Here is a 13,390-nt window from a genome sequence, read left to right as displayed (position 1 = left end):
TCATGAAAGCCGCGGCCTCGCGAGTCGACCAGGCCTTGAGCACCTTGCGATCGGGGTTGTCGAGCGCCGCCGCGACCGCGTGCTTGCCCCAGAAACGGGGGCGGTTCGGATTGCCGCCGCCCTTGCCCTTGTTCTTGCGTGCCATGGGCTAGCCCATGCGTCGCCGAGCAGCCTCAGGCAACCCCTTCGGCATCGAGCGCGTAACCGGCGCTGCGCACGGTGCGGACCAGGTCGGGCTCGCCCAGCGCTAGCCGCAGGCGGCGGATATGCACGTCCACCGTGCGCAACTCGATGTCCTCGCTGTGCGGCCAGACGGTTTCGAGCAGTTGCTGCCGCGAGAAGACCCGCCCCGGGTTTTCGAGGAAGTGGCGCAGCAACCGATACTCGGTCGGACCAAGCTGGATCGACTGGCCGTCGCGGCGGACCCGGTGGGCGACCAGATCCATCTCGAGCCCGGCATAGGACAAGGCTTCGGCCGCCAACGCGGGACGAACGCGGCGCAGCACGGCGCCGGCCCGAGCCACCAGCTCCTTGGGGCTGAACGGCTTGGTCATATAGTCGTCGGCTCCGGTCTCCAGCCCGCGGATGCGGTCATCCTCCTCGCCGCGGGCAGTGAGCATGATGATCGGCACATTGGCCGTGCCCTGGCGGCGGCGCAGGCGACGGCAGACCTCGATCCCGCTGATGCCTTCGATCATCCAGTCGAGCAGCACCAGGTCCGGCTTCATTTCTTCGGCCAGGATCAATGCTTCCTCGCCGTCGCCGGTACGGGTCACCGCATAGCCGGCTCGATCGAAATGATAGGACACCAGCTCGGCCAGCGCCCGGTCGTCTTCGACAAGGAGGAGCCGCTTGGGCAACATCAAATCTCTTCCACCAGCATTTCATCGTCGCCCTTGGGCCGGTCCATGATGTGCTGACCGGTCGCGGCATAATAGACCATCTCGGCGATGTTGGTCGCATGGTCGCCGACGCGCTCGACGTTCTTGGCAATGAACAGCAGATGGGCCGACTGACCGATATTGTTCGGATTCTCCATCATGTAGGTAAGGAGGGTCCGGAAGATCGAATTGTAGAAGTCGTCGACGGCCTTGTCGCGATCGATCACCCGTAGCGCCGCTTCAGCATCGCGCTCGACAAAGGCATTGAGCACGTCGTGCACCATCTGGGTCGCAATCTTGGCCATTTCCGGCATCAGCGAGAGCGGCTCGATGTCGCGATCGCGCAGCAGCGGGACCCGCTTGGCGATATTCTTGGCATAGTCGCCGATCCGCTCGACGACGCTCGAAATCTTCATCGCCGCAACGACGTCGCGCAGGTCGGTCGCCATCGGCGCACGAAGCGCGATCAACTGAACCGCGCGGCGCTCGGTCTCGATCTCGAGGATATCGAGCTTCTTGTCGTCCTCGACGATCTTGGCGGCGCCGTCGAGATCGTGGGTGACCAGGCACCGCATCGATTCGCGGATGGCGTGCTCCGCCAGCCCGCCCATCTCGCTGATGAGGGCGCGCAGCCGATCGAGATCCTCGTCGAAAGCCTTGATGGTATGTCCGGTGGCCATGGTTGCTCTCCGATTAGCCGTAGCGGCCAGTGATATAGTCCTGGGTGCGCTGCTGGCGCGGGTTAGTGAAGATGTCCTTGGTCCGGCCATATTCGACCATTTCGCCAAGGTGGAAGAAGGCGGTGCGCTGCGACACGCGCGCGGCCTGCTGCATATTGTGCGTGACGATCGCGATCGCATAGCGGCCGCGCAGCTCGTGGATCAGCTCCTCGATCTTGGCGGTGGCGATCGGATCGAGCGCCGAGCAGGGCTCGTCCATCAGGATCACCTCGGGATCGACCGCGATCGCGCGCGCGATGCACAGGCGCTGCTGCTGGCCGCCCGACAGCGCGGTGCCGCTGTCGTTCAGGCGATCCTTGACCTCGTCCCACAGGCCGGCGCGCTTCAGCGAACGCTCGACGATCTGGTCCATGTCGCCCTTGGCGCGCGCGAGGCCATGGATGCGCGGGCCATAGGCGACATTCTCGTAGATCGACTTGGGGAAGGGGTTCGGCTTCTGGAACACCATCCCGACGCGGGCGCGCAGCTGAACCACGTCCATCGACTTGTCGTAGATATTCTCGCCATCCAGCGTGATCTCGCCCTCGACCCGCGCGCTGGCGACGGTGTCGTTCATGCGGTTGAGCGTGCGCAGGAACGTCGACTTTCCGCAGCCCGACGGTCCGATGAAGGCGGTGACGTTGTCCATGTCGACGTCGATCGAGACGTCGCGAATCGCCTGTTTCTCGCCATAGAAGACGTTGACGCCGCGCGCCGACATCTTGGTGGCGGCCTGTGCCGGGACGGTGTCGGCGGCTTCTGCGATATCGGATTGGGTCATAACAGCGGTCATCACCAGCGGGTCTCGAATTTGTTGCGAAGATAGATGGCGAGCGCGTTCATCGCGAGCAGGAAGGCGAGCAGCACGATGATCGCGGCGCTGGTCTTCTCGATGAAGCCGCGGCTGACCTCGTCCGACCACAGGAAGATCTGGACGGGCAGCACGGTAGCGGGATCGAACACCCCGCCCGGCGGCGTGACGATGAAGGCGCGCATGCCGATCAGCAGCAATGGCGCGGTCTCGCCGAGCGCGCGCGCCATGCCGATGATCGTGCCCGTCAGGATGCCGGGCAAGGCGAGCGGGAGGACGTGGTGGAACACGACCTGCACGCGGCTGGCGCCGATGCCGAGCGCGGCGTCGCGGATCGAGGGCGGCACCGCCTTGATCGCGTTGCGCCCGGCGATGACGATCACCGGCATGATCATCAGCGCGAGCGTGAGCCCGCCCACCAGCGGCGCGGAGCGCGGCAGCCCGAGCGTGCCGAGGAACACGGCAAGGCCGAGCAGGCCGAAGATGATCGAGGGAACGGCGGCCAGGTTGTTGATCGACACCTCGATCAGGTCGGTCCAGCGGTTCTTGGGGGCATATTCCTCAAGATACACGGCCGAGAGCACGCCGATCGGGAAGGCGATCAGCAGCGTGACCAGCATCGTCAGGATCGAGCCCTTGAGCGCGCCCCAGATGCCGACCGCGGTGGGATCGGTCGAATCGGCGCGCGTAAGGAAGTCCGCGTTGAAGCCGCTCTTCAGCGCGCCGCGATCGCGCAGCTGCTGGACGAGCGCGCGGAACTCCGGCTCGCCGCCGCCATCGACCGCGGCGTCGAGCTCGCTGGAGGCGGGCACCCAGATATGGGCGCTCTGGCCGAGCAGGTTGGGATCGTCCTTGATGGCGTCGCGAACCGCGGTCCAGGCGTTCTCGGCGATCAGCTCCTCGCCCTTCGCGCCGAACGCCGAGGTGGCCGCGGTCGAGACCCGGTCCTGAAGGCCGGCACCGGCGAGCGCGAGATCCGCCCCGCGCGTGCCGAGCTGCGCGCGATCGATCTCGAGCGGCGCCGACTTGAAGTCGATCGGCAGCGACACCTCGGTCCGCATGAAGCCTGCGGCGCCGTTGCCGATCATCGTCGCGAGCAGGAAGAACAGGAACGCCGCCGATACGATGACCGCGCCCATTCCGATCGCGCGGAAGCGGCGCTCGGCACGATAGCGCTTGCGGATGCGCTTCTGCATCGCATCCGTCTTCCAGTCCGTGGGAGCGCGGTGGCTGACGGGCTCACTCATAGGCTTCGCGATACTTCTTCACGACGCGCAGGGCGACGATGTTGAGGAGGAAGGTGATCATGAACAGCGTAAGGCCGAGGGCAAAGGCGGCGAGCGTCTTGGGGCTGTCGAACTCGGCCTCGCCGGTCAGCAGGTCGACGATCTGCTTGGTGACGGTGGTCGCGCTCTCGAACGGGTTCAAGGTGACGTTGGCGGCGCCCGAGGCGGCCATCACCACGATCATCGTCTCGCCGATCGCGCGGCTGACCGCGAGCAGCACGCCCGCGACCACGCCGGGCAGCGCGGCGGGGAGCAGCACGCGGCGGATCGTCTCGCTGGTCGTCGCGCCCATCGCCAGGCTGCCGTCGCGCATCGCGCGCGGCACCGCGGCGATCGAGTCATCGGCCATCGAGGAGACGAACGGGATGATCATCACGCCCATGACGAGGCCCGCCGACAGCGCGCTCTCGGAGCTGGCGTAGGTGAAGCCGAGCGAGACGGCGACGTCGCGAATCGCGGGGCCGACGGTGAGCGCGGCGAAATAGCCATAGACCACGGTCGGCACGCCGGCGAGGATCTCGAGCAGCGGCTTCATCCACTGGCGCACCGCGGGGCGGGCGTACTGGGTCAGGTAGATTGCGCTCATCAGGCCGAAGGGGATGGCGACGAGCATCGCGATCACCGCGCCGATGAAGAAAGTTCCCCAGAACAGCGGCACCGCGCCCAAGGTCGCGCCCGGATCGGCCGGGTCGATCACCTGCGGGCTCCACAGCGTGCCGAACAGGAAGTCGGTGACCGGCACCATCGCGAAGAAGCGCAGCGATTCGAACAGCAGCGACAGGAAGATGCCGAGCGTGGTGAGGATCGCGATCAGCGACGCCACCAGCAGCGCGAGCATCACCGTCCGCTCGACGCGGGTGCGGGCGCGGAATTCGGCCTTGACGCGGGTATAGGCGAACGCGCCGCAGGCGAAGGCGAGCAGGATCGCGATGCCGGTGCCCAGCCAGCCATAGAAGCGGCTCGCCTGGAGATAGACCGGGGCGAGCTGCTCGGCGAGCGGGTAGAAGCCGTAATTGCCGCCCGCGGCGCGCGCGCGCACCTCGTTGAGGATCGCGTCGCGCTCATAGCCGAAGGCGGGCAGCTCGAACGCCTGCGGCGCCTTCAGCACCGCGTCGGTGGCGAGGCTGGGCGTGACGATCGACCAGGCGATCACGAAGATCAGGGCCGGGATGACGGTCCACATCGCGACATAGAGGCCGTGCTGACCCGGGAGCGAGTGGAGCCGGTGCTTGCTGGCCGCACCGAATCGCGCGGCGCGCGCGCGGCCGGTGAGCCAGGCGATGACGCCCAGCCCGGCGACGAGGAAGAGAAGCGCGTAGGGGTTCACGAACTCTGCCTTGCCTTACTTCAGCGACGCGGGGTCGAGCGGGGTTTCCATGTCGATCGCCTTGGCCGCGGCATCGCGCGCCGCTTGCGGGCTGGCGATCAGGCCGCGCTTCACCAGCGGGCCCTCGGGCGCCCACATCTGGGCATATTGCGCGAGGAACTCCTTGAGCCCCGGCACTGCCTTCAGATGCTGCTTCTTGACGTAGATGTAGAGCGCGCGGGCGCCGGGATAGCTGTTACCGGCGATGGTCTCGTAGCTCGGCGTCACACCGTCGATCGGCACGCCATGCAGGCGCTGGGCGTTCTCCTCGAGATAGGAATAGCCGAAGATGCCGAGCGCGTTGGGATCGGTCGACAGTTTCTGGACGATGAGGTTATCGTTCTCGCCCGAATCGACATAGGCAGCGTCGCTGCGGATCAGCAGGCAGAGATTGTCGAACCTGGTCTTGTCCGAATCCTTGAGGCCCTTCGCCTCGGGATTGGCCTCCTCGCAGCCCTTCTCCAGGATCAGCTCGGCGAACGCGTCGCGCGTACCTGAGGTCGAGGGCGGGCCGAGCACCTTGATCGGGATCGCCGGAAGCGACGGATTGACGTCCTTCCAGGTCTTCGCCGTGTTGGGCTTGCCCATCGGATTGGCGGCGAGTGCGAGGTAGATATCCTTGCGGGTCAGCGACAGCTTGGGGCCGGCGTTGGATTCGGCCAGCGCGATGCCGTCATTGCCGATCTGGATCTCGATCACATCGGTGACGCCGTTCTTCTGGCACAGCTCCATCTCGGACTTCTTCATCCGGCGCGAGGCGTTGACGATGTCCGGATGCGCGACGCCGATGCCGCCGCAGAACAGCTTCATGCCGGCGCCGGTGCCGCCCTGCTCGATCACCGGGGCCTTGGCCTGGGTGCTCTTGTTGACGAAGGCTTCGGCGACGGCAGTGGTGAACGGATAGACGGTGGAGGAACCGACCACCTTGATCTGATCCCGCGTCGCCTGACGATCGCAGCCGGCGAGCGCCAGCGCGGAGAGCGCGATCAGGGTGAAGCTGCGCATCTGGTGTCCCCTCGGCCGAAGCGATTCGCTGGCGGGCGGCCGGTCCCGTTCCGCCGCGGCCTGTGTTGCAGTTGCGTTACGTTATGATGACAGCGACCCCGGAAGGGGGATGGTCGGCAGAAGAATCGTCAGCGTCGTGCCCTTGCCGACGGTGCTGGCGATATCGAGCCGGCCGCGGTGCCGCTCGACGATGTGCTTGACGATCGCGAGGCCGAGGCCGGTGCCGCCCGCGGCGCGGCTGCGGCTCGAATCGACGCGGTAGAAGCGCTCGGTGAGGCGGGGGAGATGCTCGGGCGCGATGCCTTCGCTCTCGTCGGTGACGGACAGGCGCACCATCGATTCGCCCGCGCTGCGCAGCGATACGGCGACCGGGGTGCCGGCCCGCCCGTATTTCATCGCGTTGCCGACGATGTTGTGAAGCAACTGCGAGAGCTGGACGCGGTCGCCGCGGACCGGAGCGACCGGATCGGCGTCGATCACGATATCCCCTGCGCGGTCGGGCGACAGCGCGGCAAGCTCGCCATGCACCTCGTCGATCAGCTCGGGCAGATCGACCGAATCGTCGGGCGCGCGGTATTTCTCGGCCTCGATCCGCGAGAGCGACATGAGGTCGTCGATCAGCCGCTGCATGCGGCGTGCCTCATTGTCCATCACGCGCAGGAAGCGGGTGCGCGTCTCGGGATCGTCGGCGGCGTCCTCGAGCGTCTCGATGAAGCCGAGGATCGAGGCGAGCGGCGTGCGCAGCTCGTGGCTGGCATTGGCGACGAAATCGACGCGGATTCGGTCCGCGGCGTGGCTGCCGGTGCGGTCGCCGAGATGGACGATGCGATGCCCGCCGGGGAGGGTGCGCACGCGCATCTCCCAATGCTGGTCGCGCGCGCCAAGCCCGACGAGCTGGATCGGCGCGCCGGACGCCTCCTCGGCATTGAGCAGGCGCTCGGCGGCGGCGGGATGGCGGATCGCGACGCGGACGTCCTCGCCCAGGATATGCTCGCCGAGCAGGGTCCGCGCGGCCTGGTTCGCGGCGATCACCCGATTTTCGGCGACGAGCAGCACCGGCTCGAAAATCGCCTCGATCGCGTCGGCGACGCCATCGTCGGCGGGAGCCGGCGCGAGGGCGGCCGACGCTTCATGCTCGACCGAGGGCGCGGCGACCAGCGCGGCCACCGCGGCGCCGACCAGCGCGATGCCGCCGGCCTCGATTCCTGCCGCCAGCCATGCCGCCAGTGCGGTGGCCAGTATGGCGACAAGCGCGACGATCGCGCGGGACCGGGAAAGCCCAAGCATATCGGGCGTCTAGCCCAGATCCGGGACAACGCGCCACCGCTTGCGTGCTTGCGCCCGATTCACCTTTATGAAAGGCAGATGTGGCAGGGAGTGACTATGGGCGACGACAATTCCCAGGACGCCGGGCCGCTGAAGCGCCCGAGCCGCCGCGCGCTGATGCTGGGCGCGGCGAGCGCGTCGGCGATCGTGTCGATCAAGCCGGCGCTGGCGCAGACCGCGGGATCGGTGCTCAATTGCGAGATTCCGGTGCCCGATCCGGGCCGTGCGGGCAGCTATATTGCCGCCGATGGATCGGTGGTGCCGGCAGGGACCAAGGGTGCGTTCCCGCCCGCGGGCCGCGCGTTCCGCGGGGAGGAGGTCAGGCAGGCGATGAACGGCGCGAACCTGCCCGGCACGACCTATGACCAGAGCCGCGCCTACACCAACTATATCCGCCGCCTGCAGCGCGGGACGAGCGGCTTCACCTGCTTCGCATCGCTCCAGATGCCGCGCGGGTAAGCCGGATCAACCTTTAGTGAATGCGGCGCGGAACAGATCCTCCCCCGCCAGGGGGAGGTGTCAGCCGGAGGCTGACGGAGGGGGCGGATGCCAGAACGTGCATTGGGGCTCCTCCCCCTCCGTCGCCTGCGGCGCCACCTCCTCCTGGCGGGGGAGGATCAAGAACCAAATGTCGATTGGTCTCAGGTCGTGACCCACTATCGCGCCGCGGCCGCCGCGACGCTCCGGATCGTCCCGCTCGATGCCCTGACGCTGATCTATCACCGCGCGTCGGGGATAACCCATATCGTCGATTCTCCGGTGCCCGAGCTGCTCGAGGTGCTGGGCGAGAAGGCGCTGACGCTCGACGAGACGCTCGCAGGGCTGGCGGCGGCGCATGACCTGATCGATCCCGACCGCGATGCGCTGGCGGCACGGCTCGACGAGCTTGTCGCTGCCGGGCTGGTCGAGGCGGCCTGATGCGCCATTCGACGATGCTGCGGATCGGGCCGGTGGGGTTCCGCTTGGGAAGCGACTGGCGCGCACCGGTCGCGGCGCTGGAGGAGCTGTACCGCGACTATCCCAAGCCGCAGGACGGCATCCCCGACTTCAGCGTGCGCCTGTTCGCGGCGCGCTTCTGGCGGCGCTGGCTGCGGCCGTCGGTGCAGATCGGCGGGGATTTCGTGATCCCTGACGCGGCGCCGCTGCCGCTGGCGCAGGGGCTGCTCGCGGCGGAGATGGCGATGAACCTGCAGATGGCGCTGGGGCAGCGGCGCTACCTGCTGCTCCACGCCTCGGCGGTCGAGCGCAACGGCAAGGCGCTGCTGATGACCGGCGAATCCGGCGCAGGCAAGTCGACGCTGGCGGCGCTGCTGATGACGCGCGGCTGGCGGCTGCTGGGCGACGAGTTCGCCCTGCTCGATCCGGCCACGGGCATGATCCACGGATTTCCGCGGCTCATCAGCCTCAAGAACGAAGCGATCGGCGTGATGGAGGGTGAGGCCAAGGGCGGCCGCTGGGGGCCGCTGCTGGAGGGGACGCCCAAGGGGACGATCCGCCATCTGGTGCCCGATGCGCGCTCGATCGCGGCGATGGCGGAGCCGGCCAAGCCGGCGCTGGTGCTGTTTCCCTCGTTCGGGTTCGAGGCGGCGGAGCGTGAGGTGTTTCCGAGCGAATGCTTCGTGCGGCTGACCCAGGCGTCGACCAACTACGTCACGCTGGGCGAGGCGGGGTTCGACGCGCTGACCGGGCTGGTGCGCGGCGTGCCGGCGCGGGCGATCGACTATCCCGACACGAAGACCGCGATCGCGACCGTCGATCGGCTGTGGAGCGAGTGCGCATGAGCGGCGCGCTGCTGGCGCGCGCGCTGCGCGATCCCGCCTCGGTCGAGCCACTGGACGCAAATGGTTGGACCGCTTTGCTGGCCGCGGCGCGGGCGGAGCAGCTGATCGGGACGCTGGCCTGGCGCGTCGAGGGTCTGGCGATGCCGGGCGCGGCGCGGCGCGTGCTCGAGGACGCGCGCGCGACGGTGGAGCAAGGGCGGCTGGTCGCACTCTGGGAAGCCGAGATGGCGCGGCGCGCGCTTGCGGGCACGGGCATGCCCGTCGTGCTGCTCAAGGGCACCGCATTCGTCGCCGCAGGGCTTTCGGCGGGGCGGGGGCGGCAGATCGGCGATCTCGACATTCTGGTGCCGCGCGACCGGATCGAAGAAGCCGAGGGGGCGCTGATCGCGGCGGGATGGGAATGGGTGAAGCCCGATCCCTATGACGACGCCTATTATCGCCGCTGGATGCACGAGCTGCCGCCGCTGATCCACCGCGAGCGCGACCGGATGATCGACGTGCATCACACGATCCTCCCGCTCACCGCGCGGATCACGCCGGATGCGGCGGCGCTGATCGAGAGCCGGGTGGCGCTGGAGAACGGGCTGTTCGTGCTGCCGCCCGAGGGGATGATCGTGCACGCCGCGGCACACCTGTTCGCCGATGGCGACCTGCAGGGCGGGCTGCGCAACCTGTGGGACATCCGCTGCCTGATCGATGAGTTCGACAGCACGGAGTTCGAGCTGAAGCTCGCGGCGTGCGCGGCACAGCACGGCCTGACGCGCGAGGTGGAGCGGGCGCTACGCCTGTCGGACCATCTGTTCGGCGAGAGCGCGGCGCTGACGCTGACGGATCGGCTCTATGTCCGCCGCCTCCTCGCACGCGACGGCTGGGGGCGCCCGATGCGCAAGCTGACCGAGCTGGCCTTCTACCTGCGCGGCCACTGGCTGCGCATGCCGCCGCTCATGCTGGCGCGGCACCTGTGGGCGAAGTGGCGGAAGGGGCATTCCCCAGCCGGATGAGCGTCGGGATCAGCTCGTCATAGCCGTCGATCACCGCGTCGGCGCCCAGTTCCTCGATCGGCTGCATCAGAAAGCCGAAGCTGACCGCGATCGACGGGATGCCGGCATTCTTCGCGGCGAGGATGTCGTAGATCGAATCGCCGACGAACGCCGCGCGCCCGCCGCCGCAGCGCCGGATCATCTCGCGGATCGGTTCCGGCGAGGGCTTGGCATTGCCCTTGCCCATGGTGTCGCCGCCGATCACGCAGGCGAAGCGGTGGTGCAGCGCCAGCTCGGCGACGAGCTTGACGGCGAACCGCTCGAACTTGTTGGTGACGATCGCGACCTTCACGCCGCGCGCCTCGAGTTCGTCGAGTGCTTCGATCAGGCCGGGGAAGGCGATGGTGCCTCGGGTGAGGTTCGCTTCGTAATATTCGAGCAGCGCCGGATAGGCGCGCTCCATCGTTTCCGGATCCAGCCCGCCCGACGCCTCGAGTCCCTGCTCGAGCATGTGCTTCGCGCCGCGGCCGATCATCGGCTTGATCGCATCGAGCGCGAGCGTGGGCCGGCCCACCAGCTCGAGCGCATGATTGGCGGCGGCGGCGAGGTCGGCGCTGGTGTCGAACAGCGTGCCGTCAAGGTCGAAGCCGACGATGTCGAAGGGGAAATCACTCATGCGCCGCCAAATGCCCGCCCCGCTATGGAAATAGCAAGATGATCGTGGCAGGGCCGCGTCACGGGAGGCCGATTTCGACCATGACCACAACACCCATCGCTGCCGTCATCCTCGCCGCGGGCAGCGGCACGCGCATGAAATCGGATCTTCACAAGGTGCTGCACCCGATCGCCGGGCGGCCAATGCTGCTGCATCTGGTCGATACGGTCTCGGCGCTTTCGCCCGAACGGACGGTGGTGGTGGTCGGCGCCCGGAGCGAGCAGGTCGAGGCGGCGGTGGCACCGCACGGCGTCGCGACGGCGCATCAGGCCGAGCAGCTGGGCACCGGCCATGCGGTGGCGCAGGCGCAGGCCGCGCTGGCGGGATTCGACGGCGACGTGCTGATCCTCTATGGCGACGTGCCGCTGGTGACCGGCGCGACGATGCGGCGCATGGTCGAGCGGCTGCACGGCGCCGATGCACCGGCAGCGGTCGTCCTCGGCTTCCGCCCCGCCGACCCGGCCGCCTATGGCCGCATCATCGCCGACGGCGAGGGCCGGATCGCCAAGATGGTCGAGTATAAGGACGCCTCGCCCGAGGAGCGCGCCGAGACGCTATGCAATTCGGGGTTGATGGCGGTGCGCTCGACGGACCTGTTCGCGCTGCTCGCGCGCGTCGGCAACGACAATGCCGCGGGCGAATACTATCTCCCCGATATCGTGATGCTGGCGGCAGGCGACGGTCGCGCCTCTGCGGTGATCGAGACCGATGCGGTCGAGGTGACTGGCGTCAACAGCCGCGGCGAGCTGGCCGCGCTCGAGGCGCAGTGGCAGCACGCGCGCCGCGCCCGGGCAATGGCCGAAGGCGCGACGCTGGTCGCGCCGGAGACGGTGTGGTTCGCCCATGACACGGTGCTGGGCCGCGACGTCTTGATCGAGCCGAACGTCGTATTCGGGCCGGGCGTATCGGTCGCGGACGGGGCCAGCATCCGCGCCTTTTGCCATGTCGAGGGCGCGGCGATCGCGAGCGGCGCGGAGATCGGCCCTTATGCCAGGCTGCGGCCCGGCACTGTGGTGGGCGAGAAGGCCAGGATCGGCAATTTCGTCGAGACCAAGAAGGCCGTGCTGGGAAAGGGGGCCAAGGCCAACCACCTGACCTATCTCGGCGACGTCGAGGTGGGCGCGGGCGCGAACATCGGCGCGGGCACGATCACCTGCAACTATGACGGCTTCTTCAAGTACAAGACGCGGATCGGCGCGGGCGCATTCATCGGATCGAACAGTGCGCTCGTCGCGCCGGTGGCGATCGGCGACGGCGCGATCGTCGCGGCGGGCGCGGTGGTGACGACGGACGTCGAGGCCGACGCGCTGGCGCTGGTGCGGCCGGAACGGGCGACCAAGCCCGGCTGGGCCAAGCGATTCCGCGCGATGATGACCGCGCGCAAGGAGGGCAAATGAGCGAGCGTTACACGGGCAAGCCGTTCCTGGAACTGCTCGACGCCTATGTGCTCGATGCGATCGGGCATCTCGATACCGCGCGCGACGCCGATCTGACGGCGCGCGAAGCCGGGTTCCGCCTGATGTTCGGCGGCACGGGGGACTGGCGCGCGCAGGTCGTGCAGCGGATGCAGTTCCCCACTGGCATGGCGGGCGCGATCCGCGAGCTGTGGGAGAAGGGGGCGGCGAAGTTCGCGGCGGCGCAGGGCTACCAGCCCGAGCCGCAGGAGTTCGTGCGTTCGTTCGTGGACAAGAATTTCCCGCATTGAGCCGGCGCGGACCTGGCGTGCGATTGACATGATATCGCGATATGATATCTAGATATCATCATGACCCGCATTCTCGCCGATTTGCCCGATGAGGATATTCAGTGGCTTGACCGTCTCGCGGCCGAGCAGGGAAAGTCGCGTGCGTCAGTGCTGCGTGAAGCGGTTACTGCCTATCGAGCCGAATCGTCGAAGGATTGGCTGGAGGTGGGTTTCGGCGCGTGGGCACGGCACGGTATTTCCATTGATCCTCATGAATATGAACGGAAGCGGCGGGCGGAATGGACCCGGCCATGGGACGATGACTACGAGGAAGTGCGCGCTGAATCGCCCGAATGCTTCACGGAAGAGGATGACAAGGAACGCGCGCATTATCTGGCGTTGACGAAACGGGCGGCGTCAAGGCAGCCTAAAAACAACATATGAGCGGCTATAGTCTGGACGCCAATATCGTGATCGACGCTTTGCTCGATCACGAGCCAGCTCAATATGAGATGCGACGGATCGTCGAAAGCGGCGCCCGGATGTGGATCAGCCGGATGGCCTGGATCGAAGCGCTGTCGAAGGGCAATGATGCGGCCATCCGGGATGTGCTTGCTTTTCTCGATCGCTTCGGTCTCGATGAAATCGACGAAGAAATCTCGCACCGTGCGGCGGCGCTTCGCCGGGAACGTTCCAGACTTAAATCGCCCGATGCCATCATCCTGGCGACCGCCCAGATTCGCGGCCGCATACTCGTGACTCGCAACACCAAGGATTTCCCGGCGGCCATGCCGGGCATCCGCGTTCCCTATATCCTCTAGAGCAGAGACCGGCAC

16 protein-coding genes and 1 pseudogene are annotated in these 13,390 nt (G+C 67.5%); 8 read left to right on the top strand and 9 right to left on the bottom strand.

Annotated elements, in window-relative coordinates; genetic code table 11:
* From VGD28_RS17660 to VGD28_RS17625, 8 genes and pseudogenes are all read right to left on the bottom strand, one after another.
* A pseudogene (locus tag VGD28_RS17660) lies at positions 1 to 145 on the bottom strand (23S rRNA (guanosine(2251)-2'-O)-methyltransferase RlmB); the annotation flags it as partial.
* A gap of 28 nt (positions 146 to 173) precedes the next feature.
* Positions 174 to 863 carry a phosphate regulon transcriptional regulator PhoB gene (gene phoB, locus VGD28_RS17655; protein WP_331029666.1) on the bottom strand — a complete coding sequence of 230 codons (690 nt, stop codon included), beginning with the start codon at positions 861 to 863 and terminating at the stop codon, positions 174 to 176.
* Entirely contained in the window at positions 863 to 1,561 is a 699-nt protein-coding gene (gene phoU, locus VGD28_RS17650) for a phosphate signaling complex protein PhoU (RefSeq protein ID WP_331029665.1), read from the bottom strand. Before phoU ends, phoB begins: the two co-directional genes overlap by 1 nt.
* Positions 1,562 to 1,574: 13 nt before the next feature.
* Positions 1,575 to 2,381, bottom strand: a complete 807-nt coding sequence (gene pstB, locus VGD28_RS17645) for a phosphate ABC transporter ATP-binding protein PstB (protein ID WP_331029669.1) — start codon at positions 2,379 to 2,381, stop codon at positions 1,575 to 1,577.
* An 11-nt stretch (positions 2,382 to 2,392) separates the two neighbouring features.
* The gene (gene pstA, locus VGD28_RS17640) at positions 2,393 to 3,658 is read right to left on the bottom strand and encodes a phosphate ABC transporter permease PstA (RefSeq protein ID WP_331029664.1); all 1,266 of its coding nucleotides are present in this window, start codon (positions 3,656 to 3,658) and stop codon (positions 2,393 to 2,395) included.
* On the bottom strand, positions 3,651 to 5,024 hold the full coding sequence (gene pstC / locus VGD28_RS17635; protein WP_331029663.1) for a phosphate ABC transporter permease subunit PstC: 1,374 nt from the start codon (positions 5,022 to 5,024) through the stop codon (positions 3,651 to 3,653). The genes pstA and pstC overlap by 8 nt, the downstream gene beginning before the upstream one ends.
* A 15-nt stretch (positions 5,025 to 5,039) precedes the next feature.
* A complete protein-coding gene (locus VGD28_RS17630) occupies positions 5,040 to 6,068 on the bottom strand; it encodes a substrate-binding domain-containing protein (protein ID WP_331029662.1) in 1,029 nt (342 codons plus the stop codon).
* A gap of 81 nt (positions 6,069 to 6,149) precedes the next feature.
* Complete coding sequence (locus tag VGD28_RS17625) at positions 6,150 to 7,355, bottom strand: ATP-binding protein (protein ID WP_331029661.1); 1,206 nt, start codon at positions 7,353 to 7,355, stop codon at positions 6,150 to 6,152.
* 96 nt (positions 7,356 to 7,451) lie between these two features.
* Between VGD28_RS17625 and VGD28_RS17620 the strand changes: the two genes are divergently transcribed.
* The 4 genes from VGD28_RS17620 to VGD28_RS17605 all read left to right on the top strand — a co-directional run bounded on the left by VGD28_RS17620 (position 7,452) and on the right by VGD28_RS17605 (position 10,176).
* A complete protein-coding gene (locus tag VGD28_RS17620; RefSeq protein WP_331029660.1) occupies positions 7,452 to 7,853 on the top strand; it encodes a hypothetical protein in 402 nt (133 codons plus the stop codon).
* A 189-nt stretch (positions 7,854 to 8,042) separates the two neighbouring features.
* Complete coding sequence (locus VGD28_RS17615; RefSeq protein WP_331029659.1) at positions 8,043 to 8,312, top strand: HPr-rel-A system PqqD family peptide chaperone; 270 nt, start codon at positions 8,043 to 8,045, stop codon at positions 8,310 to 8,312.
* Positions 8,312 to 9,175: an HprK-related kinase A gene (locus tag VGD28_RS17610; RefSeq protein ID WP_331029658.1), complete on the top strand. Its 864-nt coding sequence runs from the start codon at positions 8,312 to 8,314 to the stop codon at positions 9,173 to 9,175. The genes VGD28_RS17615 and VGD28_RS17610 overlap by 1 nt, the downstream gene beginning before the upstream one ends.
* A complete protein-coding gene (locus VGD28_RS17605) occupies positions 9,172 to 10,176 on the top strand; it encodes a nucleotidyltransferase family protein (protein ID WP_331029657.1) in 1,005 nt (334 codons plus the stop codon). The genes VGD28_RS17610 and VGD28_RS17605 overlap by 4 nt, the downstream gene beginning before the upstream one ends.
* On the opposite strand, the gene VGD28_RS17600 is transcribed toward VGD28_RS17605, so the two are convergent.
* Entirely contained in the window at positions 10,118 to 10,831 is a 714-nt protein-coding gene (locus VGD28_RS17600) for an HAD-IA family hydrolase (RefSeq protein WP_331029656.1), read from the bottom strand. The two genes, VGD28_RS17605 and VGD28_RS17600, sit on opposite strands and share 59 nt — an antisense overlap.
* An 80-nt stretch (positions 10,832 to 10,911) precedes the next feature.
* On the opposite strand from VGD28_RS17600, the gene glmU reads away from it, so the two are divergent.
* Genes glmU through VGD28_RS17580 form a run of 4 tightly spaced genes read left to right on the top strand, consistent with a single transcriptional unit; the run spans position 10,912 to position 13,375 of the window.
* Positions 10,912 to 12,267: a bifunctional UDP-N-acetylglucosamine diphosphorylase/glucosamine-1-phosphate N-acetyltransferase GlmU gene (gene glmU, locus VGD28_RS17595; protein ID WP_331029655.1), complete on the top strand. Its 1,356-nt coding sequence runs from the start codon at positions 10,912 to 10,914 to the stop codon at positions 12,265 to 12,267.
* Positions 12,264 to 12,575 carry a hypothetical protein gene (locus VGD28_RS17590; RefSeq protein WP_331029654.1) on the top strand — a complete coding sequence of 104 codons (312 nt, stop codon included), beginning with the start codon at positions 12,264 to 12,266 and terminating at the stop codon, positions 12,573 to 12,575. Before glmU ends, VGD28_RS17590 begins: the two co-directional genes overlap by 4 nt.
* Positions 12,576 to 12,635: 60 nt before the next feature.
* Positions 12,636 to 12,998 (top strand): ribbon-helix-helix protein, CopG family, encoded by a 363-nt coding sequence (locus VGD28_RS17585; protein ID WP_331029653.1) that lies wholly within the window; start codon positions 12,636 to 12,638, stop codon positions 12,996 to 12,998.
* Complete coding sequence (locus VGD28_RS17580; RefSeq protein ID WP_331029652.1) at positions 12,995 to 13,375, top strand: PIN domain-containing protein; 381 nt, start codon at positions 12,995 to 12,997, stop codon at positions 13,373 to 13,375. The genes VGD28_RS17585 and VGD28_RS17580 overlap by 4 nt, the downstream gene beginning before the upstream one ends.
* Positions 13,376 to 13,390: the final 15 nt, after the last annotated feature.

Source organism: Sphingomonas sp. (genome assembly GCF_036402235.1).
Classification (GTDB): domain Bacteria; phylum Pseudomonadota; class Alphaproteobacteria; order Sphingomonadales; family Sphingomonadaceae; genus Sphingomonas.
This window is presented reverse-complemented; position numbering and strand designations above follow the sequence as displayed.

Excerpts from the sequence above, each read along its gene's own strand:
- phoB (WP_331029666.1), bottom strand. The coding sequence starts at position 863 with ATGTTGCCCAAGCGGCTCCTCCTTGTCGAAGACGACCGGGCGCTGGCC.
- phoU (WP_331029665.1), bottom strand. The coding sequence starts at position 1,561 with ATGGCCACCGGACATACCATCAAGGCTTTCGACGAGGATCTCGATCGG.
- pstB (WP_331029669.1), bottom strand. The coding sequence starts at position 2,381 with ATGACCCAATCCGATATCGCAGAAGCCGCCGACACCGTCCCGGCACAG.
- pstA (WP_331029664.1), bottom strand. The coding sequence starts at position 3,658 with ATGAGTGAGCCCGTCAGCCACCGCGCTCCCACGGACTGGAAGACGGAT.
- VGD28_RS17630 (WP_331029662.1), bottom strand. The coding sequence starts at position 6,068 with ATGCGCAGCTTCACCCTGATCGCGCTCTCCGCGCTGGCGCTCGCCGGC.
- VGD28_RS17625 (WP_331029661.1), bottom strand. The coding sequence starts at position 7,355 with ATGCTTGGGCTTTCCCGGTCCCGCGCGATCGTCGCGCTTGTCGCCATA.
- VGD28_RS17620 (WP_331029660.1), top strand. The coding sequence starts at position 7,452 with ATGGGCGACGACAATTCCCAGGACGCCGGGCCGCTGAAGCGCCCGAGC.
- VGD28_RS17610 (WP_331029658.1), top strand. The coding sequence starts at position 8,312 with ATGCGCCATTCGACGATGCTGCGGATCGGGCCGGTGGGGTTCCGCTTG.
- VGD28_RS17605 (WP_331029657.1), top strand. The coding sequence starts at position 9,172 with ATGAGCGGCGCGCTGCTGGCGCGCGCGCTGCGCGATCCCGCCTCGGTC.
- VGD28_RS17600 (WP_331029656.1), bottom strand. The coding sequence starts at position 10,831 with ATGAGTGATTTCCCCTTCGACATCGTCGGCTTCGACCTTGACGGCACG.
- glmU (WP_331029655.1), top strand. The coding sequence starts at position 10,912 with ATGACCACAACACCCATCGCTGCCGTCATCCTCGCCGCGGGCAGCGGC.
- VGD28_RS17590 (WP_331029654.1), top strand. The coding sequence starts at position 12,264 with ATGAGCGAGCGTTACACGGGCAAGCCGTTCCTGGAACTGCTCGACGCC.
- VGD28_RS17585 (WP_331029653.1), top strand. The coding sequence starts at position 12,636 with ATGACCCGCATTCTCGCCGATTTGCCCGATGAGGATATTCAGTGGCTT.
- VGD28_RS17580 (WP_331029652.1), top strand. The coding sequence starts at position 12,995 with ATGAGCGGCTATAGTCTGGACGCCAATATCGTGATCGACGCTTTGCTC.